The organism is Lawsonibacter faecis (assembly GCF_014287675.1).
Taxonomy (GTDB): Bacteria; Bacillota; Clostridia; order Oscillospirales; family Oscillospiraceae; genus Pseudoflavonifractor; species Pseudoflavonifractor faecis.
Window position 1 is genome coordinate 75,895 of the sequence record NZ_JACOPQ010000010.1, and the last position, 19,270, is coordinate 95,164.

A 19,270-nucleotide genomic window follows, 5' to 3' on the forward strand; every position below is an offset into this window, starting at 1 on the left:
TTTGCGCTGGGGGCGGCTTGAAATCAGCGGCGGGTTTCTCCTGGCGGCCGCCGCGCTCTACTACCTGGACGATCAGGGAGTGCTCCTCTGGGGAGCGCTGGCCTGCGCGCTCCACGAGCTGGGCCACTATGCGGCAATTTTCGGACTGGGCGGCAAGGTGAGCCGAATCCGCCTGTCCGCTTCCGGGGCGGAGATGGTGCTCTCTTCCGCCCGGCCCTTGGGGCCGGGGGCGCAGATGATTGCCGCGCTGGCGGGGCCGGCGGTCAACCTGGGGCTGGCGCTCCTTGCCGCGCGGCTGGCGGTGCGCTTCGGGGAGGGCTGGTACGTCTTCGCCGGGCTGAATCTGGGGCTGGCGGGCTTCAATCTGCTCCCCGTCGCGCAGCTGGACGGGGGGCGTGCGCTCTACTCCCTCATTACACTGCTGTGGTCGCAGCGCCTGGCGGAGCGGGTCACCGGCTTCTGCTCCGCCCTGGTGGCGGAGGGGCTGGTGCTGGCAGGGGCGGCGGTCCTGTGGCGTAGCCGGGGCAACTTCACCCTGCTGGTCACGGCGCTGTGGCTGGTATGTTCCCTGGTGCGGCAGGAGAGGGCCCGAAAACCTGCCTATTCCCGAAAATAAGGCAAAAATATGCTTGCAATCGTGCTTTTCCTGTGGTATCATATTACGGTCTCAATAAAGGGTGGTCCTCTGCGGCATGGTAAATCAGCCGGCATGAACGCCTATAAAACAGGAGGAAAAGTTTATGGATCTCATGCAGGCATTTACTGAGAAGCATCTCAAGGCCGAGCCCCCCAAGTGCGACATCGGCGACACCGTTCGTGTCCACATCCGGGTCAAGGAAGGCAACCGCGAGCGTATTCAGGTCTTCGAGGGCACCGTCATTGCCAAGAAGCACGGCGGCATCGAGGAGACCTTCACTGTGCGCCGTATCTCCTACGGCGTCGGCGTGGAGAAGGTGTTCCCCGTCCACGCTCCCTCCATCGAGAAGATCGAGGTCGTCCGTCACGGCAGGGTCCGCCGGGCGAAGCTCTACTACCTGCGCGACCGCGTTGGCAAGAGCGCCAAGATCAAGGAGAAGCTGTAAGACACGATACGAAAAAGAGAGGCGTTTGCCTCTCTTTTTTGTTGCTTTCGGGGGATGAAAAGTGGGGCGGCCCCCTTTTTTTTCAGCCATATATTGTGTATAATACTTAGACCTTGTATGATAAATGGCAACACGGCCAATCGGCGGGTCTTTTTCCGCCCGAACGGCGCAGTTATTCCTTGAAATCCGTCAGGATTCCTGCGAAAACCGCTTGCCGGACGAAAAAATCCCGCGCCGCTGGGCGTATTGCCATTTATCAAACTAGGCCCAGATATATCATAAAGCGGAGGACGCGAGATGAACATTCAGTGGTATCCCGGACACATGACCAAGACCCGGCGGCAGATCGAGGCCGACCTGAAAAATGTGGACATGGTGGCGGAGATCATCGACGCCCGCATCCCGGTGGCCTCCCGCAATCCGGATATCGACGCCATCGTGGGGAGCAAGCCCCGGCTGATTGTCCTCAACCGGGCGGACCAGGCCGACCCGGCGGGGAACCGGGCCTGGAGGGCCTGGTTCCAGGACAGGGGCTATACGGTGCTGGAGACCGACGCCAAGACCGGGGCCGGGGTCAGCCAATTCTCAATTACCATCAAAGAGGCGCTGAAGGACCAAATTGCCCGCTGGCGGGAGAAGGGACAGGTAGGCCGCATCGTCCGCGTGATGGTGGTGGGCATTCCCAATGTGGGCAAATCCACCTTTATCAACAAGGTCGCCAAGCGGAAATCCGCAAAGGCGGGGGATAAGCCCGGCGTCACCCGGGGCAAGCAGTGGGTTGCGGTGGACGCAGGGCTGGACCTGCTGGACACGCCGGGCATCCTCTGGCCCAAGTTCGAGGACGAGCGGATCGGGCTCAACCTGGCCTTTACCGGCGCGGTGAAGGACGAGGTCATGGACGCGGAGACCCTGGCCTGCCACCTGATGGAGACCCTTGCGGAGCGTTATCCGGACGCCCTGCAGGAGCGGTACAAGCTGGAGCTGCCGCCCGTAAGCGGGCAGCTGGAGGGACTGGCCTACGGGTATGACCTCCTGGAGCGGGCGGCCCGGAAGCGGGGCTTTCTCATCTCCGGCGGAGAGCCGGATACGGAGCGCATGGCAAAAATTCTGCTGGACGAGTTCAGGGGTGGAAAGCTGGGGCGCTTTACCCTGGAGCTGCCGGAATCGGTTTGAGGACTTGCCGGGCTTTCGTCGGCTTAGCCGTTCCCCAGGGGGCCGCTGTAATATAAAGGGCAATTGACGGGAGGCGAGGGACATGGACTTCTGGATAATCGAGCGCTCCTGCTTTGAGCGGGGCTATACTCTGGTCTGCGGCGCGGATGAGGCGGGAGCCGGCCCGCTGGCCGGGGCGGTGTACGCGGGGGCGGTGGTTCTGCCCGCGGGGCTGGTGATCGACGGGCTCAACGACTCCAAGCAGGTCAGCGAGAAGCGCCGGGAGGCCCTCTTCGACGTCATCAGGGCGGAGGCGGTGGCCTGGGCGGTGGCGAGCGTGGACGAGGCTGAGATTGACGCCATCAACATCCTCAACGCCCGTCTCAAGGCCATGGACCTGGCAATCCGCGCCCTGGACCCCGCGCCGGAATACGCCCTGATTGACGGCAACCGGGACCGGGGCATCACCATCCCCCACGAGACGGTCGTCAAGGGGGACGGCCGCAGCGCCAGTATCGCGGCGGCCTCCATCCTGGCCAAGGTGAGCCGGGACCGCTATATGCTGGAGATGGCGGCGCGTTACCCGGAATACGAGTTCGAGCGGCACAAGGGCTACCCCACCAAGCGGCACTATGAGCTTCTGCGGAAGTACGGCCCCTGTCCCATCCACCGCAAGACCTTCCTGAAAAAGCTGTGAGCGGCGGGAATACCAAGCTGCTGGGCAGGTGGGGGGAGTCCCTGGTGGCGGAGGACCTGCGCCGGAAGGGGCAGCGCCTGCTGGCGGCGGGCTATCAGTGCCGCTTCGGGGAGATCGACCTGATTACAGCGGATGAACAGTATATTATCTTTACGGAGGTCAAGCTGCGCAGGGACGACCGTTTCGCTCCGGGCCGGGCGTTCGTGGACGCCCGGAAGCAGGCGCGGCTGCGCACCACGGCTGAGCTTTACCTCGCCCAGTTCCCCACCGGACTTCAGCCCCGCTTCGATGTGGCCGAGGTCTACGCGCCCCGGGGGATGGAAACGGAGCATCCGCGCATCCTCTATTTTGAAAACGCCTTTTAGGAGCGAACCGGCGATATGAGTGAGATTGATTTATTTGACGGACACTGCGACACCATCTCCCGCTGCCTGGAGCTTGGGGGAGGCTTTAGGCGCAGCGGGGGCCACCTGGATTTGGAGCGGACCGGAAAGTTCCGGCGTTACGCCCAGTTTTTCGCCGTCTTCGGCGACGGCGCCGCCGTGCCGGGTCTGCCCCTCTGGGAGCTGACCCTGCGGGAGTACGCCCTGTTCCGTCGGGAACTGGCGGCCAACGCGGATCGGCTGGCGCTGTGCCGCACGGGGGCGGAGGCCGAGGCGGCCTATGCCCGGGGAAAGACGGCCGCTTTCCTCTCCGTGGAGGGGGCGGAGCTGCTGGACTGCGACCTACATAAATTGGAGGAGGCCTACGCCATGGGCGTCCGGGCGGTGAATCTGACCTGGAATCATTCAAACGCCCTCTCCGGCTCCAACGCGGAGGAGACAGGCCGGGGGCTGTCCGGGCAGGGGAGGGCCTTCGTCCGGCGGATGGAGGACCTGGGGATGCTGGTGGATGTGTCCCACCTGTCCGACCCGGGCTTCTGGGATGTGGCGCAGCTGTGCGCCGGCCCCTTTTTTGCCAGTCATTCCAACTCCAGAGCCGTATTTTCCGCGCGGAGAAACTTGACCGACGCGCAATTTACTGCCATAATAGAGCATCATGGCGTGGCCGGACTCAATATGTTCTCCGATTTTCTGGGGGAGGACCCGGACATGGAGACCATACTGGCCCATCTGGAGCACTTTCTGGCCCTGGGCGGCGAGCAGAATATCGCCCTGGGCGGGGACTGGGACGGCATCTCCAGGATGCCCCGGGGCTTCGCCGGCATCCAGGACATGGATAAGCTCTTTGAGCGGCTGTTGCAGAGAAACTATTCGGAAGCGCTGGTGCGCGACCTGTTCCATAACAATCTGATGAGGGTAGTGAACGAAGTATGTACTATGTAAGCACGCGCAGCAAGAATCACCGTCTGACCGCCTCTCAGGCCATTGCCCAGGGACTGGCCGTGGACGGCGGGCTCCTGACGCCCGAGGTCTTCCCGAAGCTCTCCCACAACGGCCTCAAGACCCTGACCGACATGTCCTACCAGCAGCGGGCGGTCTATGTGATGAACCCCTACCTGGAGGACTTCACCGCCTCCGAGCTCTCCTCCTTCGCCACCAAGGCCTACGGCCCGGACAAATTCGACGCCAGAGAGGTGGCCCCCGTCCGCACCGTGGACGGCAATACCCACTGCCTGGAGCTGTGGCACGGGCCCACCTGCGCCTTTAAGGACATGGCCCTCCAGATGCTGCCCCACCTTCTAAGCGCCTCTCTGGTGAAGAACGACGAGAAGAAGACGGCCTGTATCCTGGTGGCCACCTCGGGGGATACCGGCAAGGCCGCCCTGGAGGGCTTCCGGGACGTGGACGGCACCCGCATTCTGGTTTTCTACCCCAAGGACGGCGTCTCCGCCATCCAGCAGCTCCAGATGAACACCCAGGAGGGGGAGAATGTCGGCGTCTGCTCCGTGGTGGGCAATTTCGACGACGCCCAGACGGGCGTGAAGAAGCTCTTCTCCGACGAAAAGCTCCGAGCGGAGCTGGCCGGACGGGGTTATTTCTTCTCCAGCGCCAACTCCATCAACTGGGGCCGGGTCCTGCCCCAGATCGTCTACTACGTCTCCGCCTACTGCGACCTGGTGAAGACGGAGAAAATCCAACTGGGTGACCCTGTCAACGTCTGCGTGCCCACCGGCAACTTCGGCAACATCCTGGCGGGCTACTACGCCGGACAGATGGGCGTGCCCATCCGCAAGTTCATCTGCGCCTCCAACAGCAACAACGTGCTCACCGATTTCCTGAGGACCGGCGTGTACGACCGCAACCGCAGGTTTTATAACACCATGTCCCCCTCCATGGACATCCTCATCTCCTCCAACCTGGAGCGGATGCTCTATGAGCTCTCCGGCTCCAGCGACGGGGAGGTCCGCGGCTACATGGATCAGCTCGCTGAAAAGGGCAGATACGAGGTGGGCGACGCCGTCAAGGGCAAGCTGTCCAGGTACTTTGCCGCCGGCTTCTGCGACGACGCCCAGACCCAGAGGGTCATCGCCCGCATGTGGAATGAGCACAAATACCTCATCGACCCTCACACCGCCGTGGCCTTCGACGTGCTGGACCAGTACCGGGCGGAGACCGGAGACGACACCGCCGCCATCGTGGTCTCCACCGCCAGCCCCTTCAAGTTCTGCGACAGCGTACTGGGCGCGCTGGGCGTGACGGACCTCCGGGAGGGCACCGACATCCTGGGCCAGCTCTCCGAGCTGACCGGCGTGAGCGCCCCCGCGCCCCTGGCCGGTCTGGCCGGCAAGGAAGTCCGCTTTACGGATAACACCACCAAGGACCATATGGTCGATAAGGTGCTGGAGATGCTGAAATGAGACCAGCCTATGTAAAGCTGGGCATGCTGGGTCTGATGTTTTTGCTTTGCACAAGCTGTGGGACGGAGGAGCCGTCCGCCACGCCGGAGCCTGTCCGGCAGGAGTTCAGCGAGGACTATACCGATGCGGCGGTCTACCGCGTCGTCGGCTGGGATTTGGATCTGGAGGCGATGGACACCTACCCCCAACGGGTGGATTCTGTGTCTGAGGGCAGGGATGGTGCGATGGTCGTCGACCTGTCCGTTAAGAATCAGACCTATTATTTTCTGGAGCCGGTCCCTATTGACGGGCGGGATTACTCAGAAGAGATTGCCGCCTATTTAAAGCCCTCTGAAAAGGTCACTTGGGAGAGCGATGATTTGATGGCGCTGCTGGATAAGGTCGACGGCGGGGATGTGTTCGCTTTTGCCAGCAACGCGGCCTATTGGGCGGCGCATTCTCTGGAGTATGATGAAGAACTGGCTCGGCGCATCTCGAACGGAGAATGCGATACCCTGAACGCAGAGGAGGCGCTGGCCCGGGGAGGAGGTACTTGCAGCGAGTATACAAACCTCTTTTTGGCGCTGATGCGGGCCAGGGGCATCCCGGCCCGATTTGAAACAGGAATCTGTTTGGACGGCGAGGGGAAGCCTATGTCCTCACATGCCTGGGCGTCTTTTTTTCTGGACGGTTATGGGTGGATCCCTGCCGACCCACAGATTGGGAGCGTGGGTATTTACGACAACTATATTAGGCTGGAGCTGGGACTGGATTTTGCCGATATCGGGAAAGCGTTTCAGGACTACGGGTGCTATGTAACCCTTGCTCCAACATGATAGCGGAGGAATAAAATGGCGCTCTATGCAATCGGAGACACCCACCTCTCTCTGGGGGCCGACAAGCCCATGGACGTGTTCGGCGGCAACTGGGAGGGGTATGTAGAAAAGCTCCGGGCGGGCTTTGCCAGGGTCGCGCCGGAGGACACGGTGGTCCTCTGCGGCGACCTCTCCTGGGGGATGAGCCTTCCCCAGGCCCGGGAGGATTTTGCGTTTTTGGACGCGCTTCCGGGGAAAAAGTATCTGCTGAAAGGCAACCATGACTACTGGTGGGGCACCGCCGCCAAGATGAACGCCTTTTTTGCCGAGTGCGGTTTCAATACCCTGCATATTCTGCACAATAACTGTGGGGAGTACGGGGATTTGGCCCTCTGCGGCACCCGGGGCTGGTTCTATGAGGAGGACCGGGGCGGCCACAACGAGAAGGTCTTCAACCGGGAGCTTGTCAGGCTGGAGGCGTCCCTCAGGGCGGCGGGAGAGCGGGAAAAGCTGTGCTTTCTCCACTACCCGCCCTGCTACCAGGGCTACGTCTGCACTGAAATTATTGCGCTTCTGGAGCGGTACGGCGTGAAGCGCTGCTACTACGGGCATCTCCACGGCGGCAGCCACCGGCTGGCCGTCGAGGGGAGATACGGCGCGGTGGAATACCACCTGGTCTCCGCCGACTATTTGAACTTCAACCCCCAAATAATCTGTGAATAATTGAAAAAAGGGCTGGAAATTTAGTCTGTTTTCTGGTAGTATAAATCGGATAACGCAAAAGGGCGCTTCAAAGGTTGTTTTTTACCCGCTGCAAGCGCTGACAGGAGGAAGTAACAACATGAATGTCAAGAGCGTAGAGAAGAAGGAAAAGAGCACTGTCGAGCTCGTCATCGAGGTCAGCCGCGAGGAGTTTGAGGCCGCTATCGATAAGGTCTACAAGAAGCAGCGCGGCAGCATCTCCATCCCCGGTTTCCGCAAGGGCCATGCGCCCCGCAAGATCATCGAGGGAATGTACGGCTCCGGTGTTTTCTATGAAGATGCCATCAACGATGTTTACCCCGAGGCCTATGCCGAGGCAGTCGAGCAGGAGAAGCTGGATGCCGTGGCCTATCCCGACGTGGAGATTCTGGACGCCGGCAAGGACGGCTTCAGCTTCAAGGCCGTCGTGACGGTCCGCCCTGAGGTCAAGCTGGGCGACTACAAGGGCCTCACCGCGCCCAAGGCCGAGGCTGCCGTGTCCGACGAGGATATTGACGGCGAGCTCAAGCCCTTTATTGAGCGCGCCACCCGCCTGGTCTCCGCCGACCGCGCCGCCCAGAACGGCGACACCGTCGTGTTGGACTTCGAGGGCTTCGACAACGGCGTGCCCTTCGAGGGCGGCAAGGCCGAGGGCCACAGCCTGGAGCTGGGCTCCGGGTCCTTCGTCCCCGGCTTTGAGGAGCAGCTCGTCGGCATGAAGGCCGGCGACGAGGGCGACATCAACATCACCTTCCCCGAGGACTACCACGCAGAGCTGGCCGGTAAGAGCGTGGTCTTCCACGTGAAGCTGCATGAGGTCAAGGAGAAGCAGGCCCCCGTGGTGGACGACGAGTTCGCCAAGGACGTGTCCGAGTTCGAGACCCTGGCGGACCTGAAGAAGGACCTGGGCGAGAAGCTCAAGGAGCGCCGGGAGGCCCAGGCCAAGAGCGACTTTGAGAACGCCCTGATGGAGCAGGTGGTCGCCAACATGGAGGTTGAGATCCCCGACGCCATGGTGGAGCACCGCGCAGACCAGATGGTGGACGACTACGCCCGCCGCATCACCTCCCAGGGCATCCCCTTTGAGAACTACCTCCAGATGATGGGCATGACCGCGGCCGACTTCAAGAAGCAGGCCATGGAGGGGGCCCTCCATCAGGTCCAGGGCGATCTTGCGCTGGGCGCCATTGTGGAGGCCGAGAAGATCGAGGTCTCCGACGAGGAGAAGGAGGCCGAGTACGCCCGTCTGGCCGAGCAGTACAGCATGGATGTGGAGCAGATCAAGGCCGCTGTTCCGGTTGAGGATCTGGAAAAGGAGCTGAAGACCAAGAAGGCCGCCGAGGTGGTCTACAGCACCGCCAAGGCCGGCAAGGCCCCCGCCAAGAAGGCCGCGAAGAAAGCGGAGGAGTCCGACGAGGGCGAGGAGAAGCCCAAGAAGAAGGCCGCCCCCAAGAAGAAGGCCGAGGAGCCCGCCGAGGGCGAGGAGAAGCCCAAAAAGAAGGCCGCCCCCAAGAAGAAGTCTGAGCCCAAGACCGAGGAATAAGTTTCATAAAGCCGGGCATACTTTAGCGGTATGACTGCCCAGCTTTTGCCATGGGGTATGTGTGCGCCCCGAGGTGATGATGGGAGCGGACCGGTTGGGGAGCGCCATGTGCACCGCTCTCCAGCGTCCCTACATCAAAAAAAGGAGATCTTTCACTATGAGCTTAGTCCCTTATGTAGTAGAGCAGACCAACCGCGGCGAGCGTTCCTACGACATTTTCTCCCGCCTGCTCAACGACCGCATCATCTTCCTGGGCGAGGAGGTCAATGCCACCACCGCCAGCCTGGTCGTGGCCCAGCTCCTCTATCTGGAGGCCCAGGACCCGGACAAGGACATCCAGTTTTACATCAACAGCCCCGGCGGCTCCGTCACCGACGGCATGGCCATCTATGACACCATGCAGTATGTGAAATGCGATGTGTCCACCATCTGCATCGGTATGGCGGCCAGCATGGGCGCGTTTCTGCTGTCCTCCGGCGCCAAGGGCAAGCGCTTTGCCCTGCCCAACGCCGAGATTATGATTCACCAGCCCTCCGCCGGGACTCAGGGCCAGATCACCGATATGGCGATCCACCTGAAGCGCCTGGAGATCATCAAAAAGCGGATGAACAAGATTCTGGCCGACAACACAGGCAAGCCCATCGAGGTCGTCACAGCCGACTGTGAGCGCGACAACTTCATGTCCGCCGAGGAGGCGCTGGAGTACGGCCTGATCGACAAGGTCTTTTATCAGCGGTAACGAGGATAGGGAAGGGAGCGGGGAACGAGCGCCCCGCTCCTTTCTCCGCATTTTTCGGGGCGGCAGGCCGGTTCGCTGATTTCCCCACGCGGCGGCCGTGAGGGCCCCCTTTTCCCTTTGCGTTTCTTGCCGGCGGCAATTGCCGCACGGCGCCGGGGCCTTCGCCCCGCTCACTATCGTTCGTATCACGAACAGGAGCAATGAGGTAACACTATGCCTAAAAACGACGAACGTAAGCCGGTACGCTGTTCCTTCTGCGGCAAGCACCAGGAGCAGGTCGCCCGCATCATCGCGGGGCCGGGTGCCTATATCTGCAACGAGTGCGTCCATCTCTGCATGAGCATTCTGGACGATGCGTACGACCCGGAGGAGCAGGCCGCTCCCGACATCCCGGACGTGATCCCCACGCCCCGGGAGATTCGCGAGGTGCTGGACCAATACATTATCGGCCAGGAGACCGCCAAGGTGGCGCTCTCCGTGGCGGTGTACAACCACTACAAGCGCATCTATTTCGGCGGCGCGGACGGGGTGGAGCTGCAGAAGAGCAATATCCTGCTGCTGGGACCCACGGGCAGCGGCAAGACCCTCTTCGCCCAGACGCTGGCCCGCATCCTGAAGGTGCCCTTTGCCATCGCCGACGCCACCACGCTCACCGAGGCGGGCTACGTGGGCGACGACGTGGAGAACATCCTCCTGCGTCTGGTCCAGGCCGCCGACTTTGATATCGAGCTTGCCGAGCGCGGCATCATCTATATCGACGAGATGGACAAAATCACCCGCAAGAGTGAGAATACCTCCATCACCCGGGACGTGTCCGGCGAGGGCGTGCAGCAGGCCCTGCTGAAAATTCTGGAGGGCACCGTGGCCAATGTGCCGCCCCAGGGGGGGCGGAAGCACCCCCATCAGGAGTTCATCCAGATCAACACCAAAAACATCCTCTTTATCTGCGGCGGCGCGTTCGACGGCATTGAGAAAATCATTGAGCGCCGCCTGGATAAGAAGTCCATGGGCTTCGGTGCGGAGATCCAGAGCAAGAAGGAGCGGGACGCGTCCGCCCTGCTGGGCGAGATTCAACCCCACGACCTCATCAAGTTCGGCATCATCCCCGAGCTGGTGGGCCGGCTGCCTGTGGTCACCACTCTGCGCTCCCTGAACCGGGAGCAGCTCATGCAGATTCTCACAGAGCCCAAAAACGCCCTGGTGAAGCAGTATGAAAAGCTCCTGGAGTACGACAATGTGGAGCTTGTCTTCGAGCCGGAGGCCCTGGAGGCCGCGGCCGACAAGGCCATCGAGCGTGAAATCGGCGCCCGCGGCCTGCGCGCCGTGCTGGAGGAGACCATGACCAGGGTCATGTACGACGTCCCGTCCGATCCCACCATCACCAAGGTAATCATCACCGGCGCCTGTGTGCGGGGCGAGGAAGAGCCGGCCCTGGAGCGCGACAGCGAGCGCACCGAGCGCCCCCGTCTGGGCAGCGCGGCCCTCCGCGCAGAGAAGGGCGGCCTGCCCGCCCAGGGCAACGTCTCCTGACGCGCAGCAGAATACCATTTAATATTATCGCAAAGGGCGGGCGGCCGGTGGCCGTCCCTACTCCCCACGAGGGTATGTAGGGGCGCCCATTGGGCGCTCGCCGTCTATAAGGAAGTGATCCGAATGACCAAAACCAAGAGCCCTGTCGTGATGCCCGCGCTGGCGCTGCGGGGGTTGACTATCTTCCCCAATATGCTGCTTCACTTCGACGTGGGGCGGGAGGCATCCATCAAGGCGTTGGACGAGGCCATGGCCACGGGGCAGCCGATTTTTCTGGTGGCGCAGAAGGAGATCACCGTGGAGACCCCCAGGGCCGAGGACCTCTTCTCCATCGGCACCATCTCCAACATCCGGCAGATCCTCCGCCTGCCCGGCGACAATGTGCGGGTCATGGTGGAAGGTGTGGCCCGGGGCCAGCTGGCCGGCCTCTGCCAGACGGCGCCCTACCTCATAGCGGAGGTGGCGGAGATCGAGGCGGGTGAGAGCGTCAGAAGCTCGCCGCGCACCGAGGCGCTGATCCGCCGCACCTACGATCTCTTTGAGACCTACTCCGAGCTTGCGCCCAGGATGACGCCCGACGTGCTGCTGAGCGTGCTCTCCAGCGACGATCCTGGCTATATCGCCGACTACATCGCTCAGAATATCGCCATGCGCGCCGGGGACAAGCAGGCCGTTCTGGAGGAGCTGCGCCCGGTCCGCCGCCTGGAAAAGCTCTATCAGCTTCTCCGCCGGGAGGTGGAGATCCTGGAGCTGGAGCAGGGGATGCAGAACAAGGTCCGGGAGAGCCTGACCCAGAACCAGAAAGACTACTTCCTCCGGGAACAGCTCAAGGTCATCCAGCAGGAACTGGGTGAGGATGGCGGCGGCGACAGCGAGGCGGCCGAGTACCGGGAGAAAATTGCCCGGGCCAAGCTGCCGGCCGAGGTGGAGGAGAAGCTCAGAAAGGAGCTGGGGCGGCTGGAGAAGCAGCCCTTTGGCTCCGCCGAGGCCACCGTCCTGCGCAACTATCTGGATATTTGCCTGGAGCTGCCGTGGAACCGGAAGAGCAAAGAGCGCACCGACGTGGCTGCGGCCAGGAGGGTGCTGGACGCCGACCACTTCGGCCTGGAGAAGGTCAAGGAGCGGATTCTGGAGTTCCTCTCCGTAAAGCAGCTGGCCCCGGAGCTGAAGGGGCAAGTGCTCTGCCTTGTCGGACCGCCCGGCGTCGGCAAGACCTCCATCGCGATGTCCGTCGCCCGGGCCACCAACCGGAAGCTGGCCCGGATCTCCCTGGGCGGTATCCACGACGAGGCCGAGATTCGCGGCCACCGCAAGACCTATGTGGGCGCCATGCCCGGAAGAATCATTGCGGGCGTCCGCCAGGCGGGAAGCAGTAATCCTTTACTCCTGCTGGACGAGATAGACAAGCTGGTATCCAGCATCCACGGCGACCCTGCCTCGGCGCTGCTGGAGGTGCTGGATGGGGAGCAGAACAGCACCTTCCGGGACCACTTTCTGGAGCTGCCCTACGACCTGTCCGACGTGCTCTTCATTACCACCGCCAATACCACAGATACCATTCCCAGGCCCCTGCTGGACCGCATGGAGGTCATTGAGCTCACCAGCTATACCGACGAGGAGAAGCTGCAGATCGCCAGGCGGCATCTGCTGCCCAAGGAGCTCAGGCGCCACGGCCTGAAAAAAGCCCAGCTCAAGCTGACCGACGACGCTATTCGGGAGATCATCACCGGCTACACCAGGGAGTCCGGCGTCCGGGTCCTGGAGCGGGAGCTGGCGGCCCTCTGCCGAAAGGCGGCAATGCGTGTTGTGACAGATGGTGTAAAGTCTATCTCCATCACGGGCGACAACCTGGAAGGGTATCTGGGCGTGCGCAAGTATCAGCCGGAGCGGCTGCCCGGACTGGAGCAGGTGGGCGTGGTAAACGGCCTGGCCTGGACCAGCGTGGGCGGCGAGCTGCTGGAGGTGGAGGCCAACGTGGTCCCCGGCACCGGCAAGGTGGAGCTGACCGGAAACCTGGGGGACGTGATGAAGGAGTCTGCCCATGCGGCCCTCACCTATATCCGCAGCCGGGCCGCCCAGCTCGGCATTGAGCAGGATTTTTATAAAAATAAGGACATCCACGTCCACTTCCCGGAGGGGGCGGTTCCCAAGGACGGGCCGTCGGCCGGCGTGGCGATTACGGTCGCCATGGTCTCCGCCCTCACCAATACGCCGGTTAAGCGGTGTATTGCAATGACGGGTGAAATCACGCTGCGCGGCAGAGTGCTGGCCATCGGCGGCCTGAAGGAGAAGACGATGGCCGCCCTGCGCAGCGGAATAAAGACCGTGCTTATCCCCGCGGACAATGTGAAGGACCTGGAGGAGATTGACCAGACAGTCCGGGCGGCGCTCCATTTTGTTCCGGTGGAGCAGGCCGACGCCGCCCTTGCCGAGGCCCTCAGCCTGACCATGTCCGCCCAGGGCCAGGAGCTGGCCGGGCGGGCCGCCGAGAGCAGGCGGGCGGAGGCCGGACTCAACCTCAAGCAGTAGCCGGGCGCGGTATGGGAGAGCCATGCCGGGAAAGGAGCCTCTATGCCATTGAACCTACAAAAGGCGGAATTCATCCGCTCCGCCGCCAGCGCGGCGGATTTTCCCCGGGACATGCTGCCGCAGGTGGTCTTCTCCGGAAGATCCAACGTGGGCAAGTCCTCGGTCATCAACAAGCTGCTTCTGCGCAAAAACATCGCCCGTGTGGGGGCCGCGCCGGGGAAGACCACCCATATCAATTACTTTCTCATCGACGGGAAGGTCTACCTGGTGGATCTGCCGGGCTATGGCTACGCCAAGGTCTCCATGGCGGAGAAGGCGCGCTGGGGCCGGCTCATTGAGAGCTGGTTTGCGGACACCTCGCTGATGACCCTGGGCGTAATGATCGTGGATGCGCGCCACAAGCCCACGGCGGACGACTGCACCATGGGCGAGTGGTTCAAGCAGAGCGGCAAGCCCTTCGTCGTTGTGGCGAACAAGCTGGACAAGCTGAAAAAAAGTGAAATAGAGCCCAATATGGCCCGTATCCGCGAGACGCTTGAGCTGGCGGAGAATGTGAAGGTGATTCCCTTTTCGGCCGAGAAGGGAGACGGCCGGCAGGAGCTGCTGAGCGCCATTTTGGGAGCTGTGGGGGAGAGTCTATGAAATTCGTGCGATTTGAGCGGGCGGGGGAGCCCGCATGGGGCGTGTTAAAGGGGGAGACCGTGCGCACCTTGGCCCACGCGCCCTATCAGAGCGTCTCTTACGACGGCGGCCTGCTCCCGCTGTCCGAGTGCCGTCTGCTGGCCCCCTGTGAGCCGACCAAGATCGTCTGCGTGGGGAAGAATTACTACGACCATGCCATGGAGATGGGGGAGGGCGTGCCCGACAGGCCCATCCTGTTCCTGAAGGCGCCCAACACCCTTAACTGCCACGAGGGCAGGGTCCACGCCCCGGCCTTCGTCACCCGCCTGGACTACGAGGGGGAGCTGGCCTTCGTGGTGAAGAAGCGGGCAAAGGACGTAAAGGCGAAAGACTTTGCGGAGTATATTCTGGGCTATACCTGCCTCAATGACGTGACCGCCAGGGACATTCAGAAATCGGACGGACAGTGGAGCAGGGGCAAGAGTATGGACGGGTTTGCGCCGGTCGGACCCTGGGTGGTGGACGGCGTGGACGGGGCGGATCTCGCCATTGAGACCCGGCTGAACGGCGAGACCGTTCAGAAATCCCGGACCTCCCTCTTCATGACCAAGCTCCCGGAGCTGATGGAGTTCATCACCGCCTCCATGACCCTGGAGCCCGGCGATGTGGTGACCACCGGCACCCCTGCCGGAATCGGCGCCATGAAGCCCGGCGATGTGGTCGAGGTGGAGATTGAGGGCATCGGAGTGCTGCGCAGCCATATTGTGTGACGAATAGAGGAGGCCGTCCCGGAGACCGGAGACGGCCTCCTCCGTTTTGACGGAGCAGGCCGGGGCAGAATCCTTCGCAGCGGGAAACACTGCTCCAACACCTTGTGTTTTGAGCGCCGATTTGCTATAATAATGTCCAATATTTCATCTGCTGCACAAGGGAAGGGGGAGCGTTGCCGTGCTGCGCCATATCTTGCTTGGAACCATGCGCAATCTCCGGGATTTGGGCGGATATCCCACGGCGGACGGCCGCTGTACGCGGTATGAGCGCCTCCTCCGGGGCGATCTGCCCCAGGGCTTTACCGGGAGGGACGCGGACTGGCTGCTGCGCCGGAACATCACGACGGTGGTGGATCTGCGCAGCAGGTGGGAGGCGGAGAACAGGCCCTGTGCGCTGCGAGATCTCCCCGGCTTCACCTACCGCCACCACGTCCTGGCGGGCGGCGAGACGCCGCCCAATGCCGAGGACGACGTGGCGGGCGGTTATTTCCGTATGCTGGACCGGCCGGAAAACGTGCTGCCCATTATGAGCGCGATAGCGGACGCCGGCGGCGGGGTGCTGTTCCACTGCACGGCGGGGAAGGACCGCACCGGCTGCGTCGCCGCCCTTCTGCTGGCCTGCGCGGGCGTGGGGCTGGACGATATTTTGGCGGACTATCAGATCTCCGAGACCTACATGCTGGACTGGGTGCGCCAGGCTGCGGCCCAGATGCCGGACAAGGCGGCTTTTGTCGGGCGCTCCAAGAGCGAGTATATGGAGGGCTGCCTTGACCTGGTGAACGCCAAATACGGCGGCGTGGAGGGCTATCTCCGGGCCGTGGGACTGACGGACGGGCAGCTCGGGCGCCTGCGGGGCAAATTGCTGGACACAGACTGACGAAGGGTGGCGTACCTTTGCGCGGAATACAAACTGTCTTAAACAATCTGGACTGGATGGGCCTGGTCTCCCTGCTGCTGAGCGCAGTGGGAGTGCTTCTATGCATGACGGTCCATGAGCTCTGCCACGGACTGACAGCCTGCCGGCTGGGGGACCCGACGGCGAAGCGCATGGGCCGGCTGAGCCTGAATCCGATCAAGCATATTGACATCCTGGGGTTTGCGATGCTGCTCTTCGTGGGCGTGGGCTGGGCGAAGCCCGTCCCCGTGGATATGCGCTATTTTAAGCGTCCCAAGCGGGACATGGCGCTGACCGCCCTGGCGGGGCCCGTGTCCAATATGGTATTGTCCTTTCTGCTGCTGGCCCTCTACTCCGGGCTGGTTCGGATTCTTCCGGGCGGGCTGGCCGCCTACTTTCTGCTCAATTTTCTCTCCAGGACGGCGGTGATGAGCATCGGCCTGGGACTTTTCAACCTGCTGCCCATCTCGCCCCTGGACGGATCAAAGATTTTGTTTTCCCTGTTTCCGGACAAGGTATACTATACCATATTGCGGTATGAGCGTTACGTCATGATCCCGCTGATGATTCTGATGTTCGTCGGGGTGTTCGACGGCCTGCTGGACTTCTGTATCAACGGGGTGCTGGGCGTGATGCTCAGAATGGTGGGTTTGACGTAACCGGCATATGAAATTTGATCCGGCAGGGAGGTGACCGCCATGGAGACGCCCATCTTTCATCTGGAGAAGGTGGTTAAGGCAAAATCCGAGGACATGGAGGACTTCACCGGGCCTCTGGACCTGATTCTCAGCCTGCTGTCCAAGAACAGGATGGAGATCAAGGACATCCAGATTGCCGTGATTCTGGAGCAGTACATGACCTGGATGGCCCGGCGCAAGCAGCTTGATCTGGAGGTCGCCAGCGAGTTTGTCACCATGGCGGCCCAACTGGTGTTCATCAAGACCCGTATGCTCCTTTCCATCAACGACGAGGAGGCCCTCTCCGAGATGGAGCAGCTGATCGCCTCCCTGGAGGAGCACCAGCGGCACGAGAACTTCACCCGCATCAAGGGCGTGATTCCCGAGCTCTCCGACCGCTTCGCCATCGGCAGGGACTACATTACCAAGGTGCCCGAGGCGATCCCGGTCAACAGGAGCTACCGCTATCACCACAAGGCGGAGGATCTGCGCAGGGCCATGCTCTCGGTGATGGAGCGGACGGACCACCGCCTGCCGCCGCCGATGGCGGCTTTTGAAGGGATCGTGGGCCGGGAGCCCTACCCGGTGTCCGACAAGGCGGGCGAGATTGTCCAGCGGCTGGTCCGGTTCGGGGTCACGCGGTTCCGTGCGCTCTTTCAGGGCAACCGCAGCCGCTCGGAGATTGTTGCAACCTTTATCGCCGTGCTGGAGCTCTGCAAGGCCAAAAAAATCCGCCTGGCGGGCACCGAGTCGGACTGTACCGTGACCTGTACGACGGGCGAGGCGGAGCCGGATTTTGAATTCTCCACCGATGTGGTTTAGGCCTTGTTTGAAAAAATGCCGGACGGGTTCCGTCCGGACAGAACAAAAGTATAAGGGGTTTCCGCGCGGCATCGGCCGGGCGGGAGATAGGTTTATGGATTTAAAGGAAATGGAGTCGGCCATTGAGGGCATTCTCTTTGCCGCCGGGGACAGTGTGGGAGTAGAGCGGATCTGCATGACGCTGGAGGTGGACCGGGAGACGGTGGACTCGGTCTGCCAGAAGCTGGCCGACGACTACCGCTACCAGCGCCGGGGCATCCGGCTGGTGCGGATGGACAACAGCTATCAGCTCTGCTCGGCCCCGGAGTATGCGGACTACATCCGTAAGGCCTTTGAGAGCCGCAAGCCCGCCCGGCTGTCCCAGCCCGCGCTGGAGGTGCTCTCCATTATCGCCTACTATCAGCCGGCCACCCGGGCCTACGTGGACCAGATCCGCGGTGTGGACAGCTCCTACACCGTGGGACTTCTGCTGGAGCGGGACCTGATTGAGGAGTGCGGCCGCCTGGCCGTGCCGGGCAGGCCCATCCTGTACCGAACCACACAGACCTTTCTGCGGTCCTTCGGGCTCGCCAGCCTTGAGGAGCTGCCCGAGCTCCCCAACGCCAGCGCCGAGGACGGGCAGATTGCCCTGGAGATGCGCTCCGCGGTGGAGAAGCTGAGGGCGGAACAGGAGGCTGCGGCCGGCGCCGGGGCGGAGGAGGAGATCTCGGAGGAGGAGCTTCTGGCCGCCGCCGAGGAGCTGGCCCGGAACGAGAAGCGGGAAACCGCGGACGGCGAGACGGCGGCGCTGCCGCCGGAGACGGAGGAGTAGACCATGGGGATCCTGCGGGTCCTGGGAATCATCATTCTTGTCCTGCTGCTGATATCCCTCATTCGGATCGGCGGTACGGCTGAGTACGGCGAGGCGGGCATTCTGGTCCGCGCGCGGCTGGGCTTCATCCGGTTTACGGTCTACCCCCGCAAAAAAAAGGTGAAGAAAAAGCCTGCAAAAGAAAAGAAGCCGGAGCGGGAGCAGTCCGCGCCCGGGGAGACGCCGCCCTCCAAACCGGGCGGGCTGTTCAGCACCGTGAAGGAGTTTCTGCCCCTGGTGGCCGACGCGGCCGGGCAGTTCAAACGGAAAATCAGGGTGGACAGGCTCTGTCTGGACTTTACCGCCGCGGCCCCCGACCCGGCGGCGGCGGCCATGGCGTTTGGCGGGGCAAACGCTGCGCTGGGTATGATTTGGCCCATTTTCGAGAATAATTTCAATATTCAGGACCGGCGTATCCGCACGGAGGTGGACTTCAACCGCCGGGAGCCGGTGATTTATGTGTTCGCGTCCTTTTCCCTCACCATCGGGCAGGCCGTGGTCCTGGGGATACGGCTATGTGCACGCTTTTTAAAGGTACTCTCACACCTGAAGACCCGGCAGAAAAAACAGAAAGAGGCGGTTTGACCATGGAAAACAAGCAGCATCCCATCGGCGATCTGATGAGCACCACCATGCAGAAGATCCGCGAGATGGTGGACGTAAACACCATCATCGGCGCGCCTATCCAGACCGGAGAGGTCACCATCATCCCCGTGTCCAAGGTGAGCTTCGGCTTCGCCTCGGGCGGCAGCGACTTCACCACCAAGAATCAGAAGCCCGAGGCGGACAACGCCTTCGGCGGCGGCAGCGGCGCGGGCGTGAACATCATGCCCATCGCCTTCCTCATCGTCAAGGGCGACTCCGTGCGCCTGCTGCCCGTGGCGCCCCCGCCCGGCACCACTGTGGACCGGGTGGTGGAGATGGTGCCCGAGGTCATCGACCGGGTCACCGGCTTCATCGAAAAGCAGCAGGACAAGAAGGAGCCCGACAGCGCGTTTTAACCCCGGGAGAATTCCGCGGCGGCCGGG

At 62.4% G+C, this 19,270-nt stretch carries 21 protein-coding genes; all 21 read left to right on the forward strand.

The features are described 5' to 3' along the window. Position 1 precedes the first annotated feature (1 nt). The 21 genes from H8S62_RS12805 (at position 2) to ytfJ (ending at position 19,243) form a co-directional block, all read left to right on the forward strand. Entirely contained in the window at positions 2-616 is a 615-nt protein-coding gene (locus tag H8S62_RS12805; RefSeq protein ID WP_186919691.1) for a site-2 protease family protein, read from the forward strand. 124 nt (positions 617-740) lie between these two features. Further along, positions 741-1,082: a 50S ribosomal protein L19 gene (gene rplS / locus H8S62_RS12810; RefSeq protein WP_155146705.1), complete on the forward strand. Its 342-nt coding sequence runs from the start codon at positions 741-743 to the stop codon at positions 1,080-1,082. A 297-nt stretch (positions 1,083-1,379) separates the two neighbouring features. Next, on the forward strand, positions 1,380-2,255 hold the full coding sequence (ylqF, locus tag H8S62_RS12815) for a ribosome biogenesis GTPase YlqF (protein WP_186919693.1): 876 nt from the start codon (positions 1,380-1,382) through the stop codon (positions 2,253-2,255). A gap of 82 nt (positions 2,256-2,337) precedes the next feature. Then, positions 2,338-2,931, forward strand: a complete 594-nt coding sequence (locus H8S62_RS12820; RefSeq protein ID WP_186919695.1) for a ribonuclease HII — start codon at positions 2,338-2,340, stop codon at positions 2,929-2,931. Beyond that, the gene (locus H8S62_RS12825) at positions 2,928-3,296 is read left to right on the forward strand and encodes a YraN family protein (RefSeq protein WP_173023856.1); all 369 of its coding nucleotides are present in this window, start codon (positions 2,928-2,930) and stop codon (positions 3,294-3,296) included. Before H8S62_RS12820 ends, H8S62_RS12825 begins: the two co-directional genes overlap by 4 nt. A gap of 15 nt (positions 3,297-3,311) precedes the next feature. After that, on the forward strand, positions 3,312-4,256 hold the full coding sequence (locus tag H8S62_RS12830; RefSeq protein ID WP_186919697.1) for a dipeptidase: 945 nt from the start codon (positions 3,312-3,314) through the stop codon (positions 4,254-4,256). Further along, a complete protein-coding gene (gene thrC, locus H8S62_RS12835; RefSeq protein WP_186919698.1) occupies positions 4,244-5,731 on the forward strand; it encodes a threonine synthase in 1,488 nt (495 codons plus the stop codon). The genes H8S62_RS12830 and thrC overlap by 13 nt, the downstream gene beginning before the upstream one ends. Further along, entirely contained in the window at positions 5,728-6,546 is an 819-nt protein-coding gene (locus tag H8S62_RS12840; RefSeq protein ID WP_186919700.1) for a transglutaminase-like domain-containing protein, read from the forward strand. Before thrC ends, H8S62_RS12840 begins: the two co-directional genes overlap by 4 nt. 15 nt (positions 6,547-6,561) lie before the next feature. Beyond that, on the forward strand, positions 6,562-7,248 hold the full coding sequence (locus tag H8S62_RS12845; RefSeq protein WP_155146688.1) for a metallophosphoesterase: 687 nt from the start codon (positions 6,562-6,564) through the stop codon (positions 7,246-7,248). 118 nt (positions 7,249-7,366) lie between these two features. Further along, positions 7,367-8,809, forward strand: a complete 1,443-nt coding sequence (gene tig / locus H8S62_RS12850) for a trigger factor (protein WP_186919702.1) — start codon at positions 7,367-7,369, stop codon at positions 8,807-8,809. A 157-nt stretch (positions 8,810-8,966) separates the two neighbouring features. Then, on the forward strand, positions 8,967-9,548 hold the full coding sequence (clpP, locus tag H8S62_RS12855) for an ATP-dependent Clp endopeptidase proteolytic subunit ClpP (protein WP_155146684.1): 582 nt from the start codon (positions 8,967-8,969) through the stop codon (positions 9,546-9,548). A 213-nt stretch (positions 9,549-9,761) separates the two neighbouring features. Continuing rightward, positions 9,762-11,078 carry an ATP-dependent Clp protease ATP-binding subunit ClpX gene (gene clpX, locus H8S62_RS12860; protein ID WP_155146682.1) on the forward strand — a complete coding sequence of 439 codons (1,317 nt, stop codon included), beginning with the start codon at positions 9,762-9,764 and terminating at the stop codon, positions 11,076-11,078. 123 nt (positions 11,079-11,201) lie between these two features. Continuing rightward, positions 11,202-13,607, forward strand: coding sequence for an endopeptidase La (gene lon / locus H8S62_RS12865; protein WP_186919703.1), 2,406 nt, complete (start codon positions 11,202-11,204; stop codon positions 13,605-13,607). Positions 13,608-13,649: 42 nt separating this feature from the next. Continuing rightward, a complete protein-coding gene (gene yihA / locus H8S62_RS12870; RefSeq protein WP_186919705.1) occupies positions 13,650-14,249 on the forward strand; it encodes a ribosome biogenesis GTP-binding protein YihA/YsxC in 600 nt (199 codons plus the stop codon). Further along, positions 14,246-14,998, forward strand: a complete 753-nt coding sequence (locus H8S62_RS12875; protein ID WP_155146676.1) for a fumarylacetoacetate hydrolase family protein — start codon at positions 14,246-14,248, stop codon at positions 14,996-14,998. The genes yihA and H8S62_RS12875 overlap by 4 nt, the downstream gene beginning before the upstream one ends. 178 nt (positions 14,999-15,176) lie before the next feature. After that, complete coding sequence (locus H8S62_RS12880) at positions 15,177-15,875, forward strand: tyrosine-protein phosphatase (RefSeq protein ID WP_155146674.1); 699 nt, start codon at positions 15,177-15,179, stop codon at positions 15,873-15,875. Between the two features lie 17 nt (positions 15,876-15,892). Continuing rightward, entirely contained in the window at positions 15,893-16,552 is a 660-nt protein-coding gene (locus H8S62_RS12885; protein ID WP_243141835.1) for a site-2 protease family protein, read from the forward strand. 39 nt (positions 16,553-16,591) lie between these two features. Beyond that, entirely contained in the window at positions 16,592-17,392 is an 801-nt protein-coding gene (locus tag H8S62_RS12890; RefSeq protein WP_155146673.1) for a segregation and condensation protein A, read from the forward strand. A gap of 94 nt (positions 17,393-17,486) precedes the next feature. Next, the gene (scpB, locus tag H8S62_RS12895; protein WP_155146671.1) at positions 17,487-18,203 is read left to right on the forward strand and encodes an SMC-Scp complex subunit ScpB; all 717 of its coding nucleotides are present in this window, start codon (positions 17,487-17,489) and stop codon (positions 18,201-18,203) included. A 3-nt stretch (positions 18,204-18,206) separates the two neighbouring features. Next, positions 18,207-18,827 (forward strand): DUF2953 domain-containing protein, encoded by a 621-nt coding sequence (locus H8S62_RS12900; RefSeq protein WP_186919706.1) that lies wholly within the window; start codon positions 18,207-18,209, stop codon positions 18,825-18,827. Positions 18,828-18,829: 2 nt separating this feature from the next. Further along, entirely contained in the window at positions 18,830-19,243 is a 414-nt protein-coding gene (ytfJ, locus tag H8S62_RS12905; protein ID WP_155146667.1) for a GerW family sporulation protein, read from the forward strand. Positions 19,244-19,270 lie beyond the last annotated feature (27 nt).

Coding starts and splice junctions, on each gene's coding strand:
- H8S62_RS12890 (WP_155146673.1), top strand. CDS start 16,592: ATGGAGACGCCCATCTTTCATCTGGAGAAGGTGGTTAAGGCAAAATCC.
- thrC (WP_186919698.1), top strand. CDS start 4,244: ATGTACTATGTAAGCACGCGCAGCAAGAATCACCGTCTGACCGCCTCT.
- yihA (WP_186919705.1), top strand. CDS start 13,650: ATGCCATTGAACCTACAAAAGGCGGAATTCATCCGCTCCGCCGCCAGC.
- lon (WP_186919703.1), top strand. CDS start 11,202: ATGACCAAAACCAAGAGCCCTGTCGTGATGCCCGCGCTGGCGCTGCGG.
- H8S62_RS12875 (WP_155146676.1), top strand. CDS start 14,246: ATGAAATTCGTGCGATTTGAGCGGGCGGGGGAGCCCGCATGGGGCGTG.
- tig (WP_186919702.1), top strand. CDS start 7,367: ATGAATGTCAAGAGCGTAGAGAAGAAGGAAAAGAGCACTGTCGAGCTC.
- rplS (WP_155146705.1), top strand. CDS start 741: ATGGATCTCATGCAGGCATTTACTGAGAAGCATCTCAAGGCCGAGCCC.
- clpX (WP_155146682.1), top strand. CDS start 9,762: ATGCCTAAAAACGACGAACGTAAGCCGGTACGCTGTTCCTTCTGCGGC.
- ytfJ (WP_155146667.1), top strand. CDS start 18,830: ATGGAAAACAAGCAGCATCCCATCGGCGATCTGATGAGCACCACCATG.
- H8S62_RS12820 (WP_186919695.1), top strand. CDS start 2,338: ATGGACTTCTGGATAATCGAGCGCTCCTGCTTTGAGCGGGGCTATACT.
- scpB (WP_155146671.1), top strand. CDS start 17,487: ATGGATTTAAAGGAAATGGAGTCGGCCATTGAGGGCATTCTCTTTGCC.
- H8S62_RS12840 (WP_186919700.1), top strand. CDS start 5,728: ATGAGACCAGCCTATGTAAAGCTGGGCATGCTGGGTCTGATGTTTTTG.
- H8S62_RS12900 (WP_186919706.1), top strand. CDS start 18,207: ATGGGGATCCTGCGGGTCCTGGGAATCATCATTCTTGTCCTGCTGCTG.
- clpP (WP_155146684.1), top strand. CDS start 8,967: ATGAGCTTAGTCCCTTATGTAGTAGAGCAGACCAACCGCGGCGAGCGT.
- ylqF (WP_186919693.1), top strand. CDS start 1,380: ATGAACATTCAGTGGTATCCCGGACACATGACCAAGACCCGGCGGCAG.
- H8S62_RS12845 (WP_155146688.1), top strand. CDS start 6,562: ATGGCGCTCTATGCAATCGGAGACACCCACCTCTCTCTGGGGGCCGAC.
- H8S62_RS12830 (WP_186919697.1), top strand. CDS start 3,312: ATGAGTGAGATTGATTTATTTGACGGACACTGCGACACCATCTCCCGC.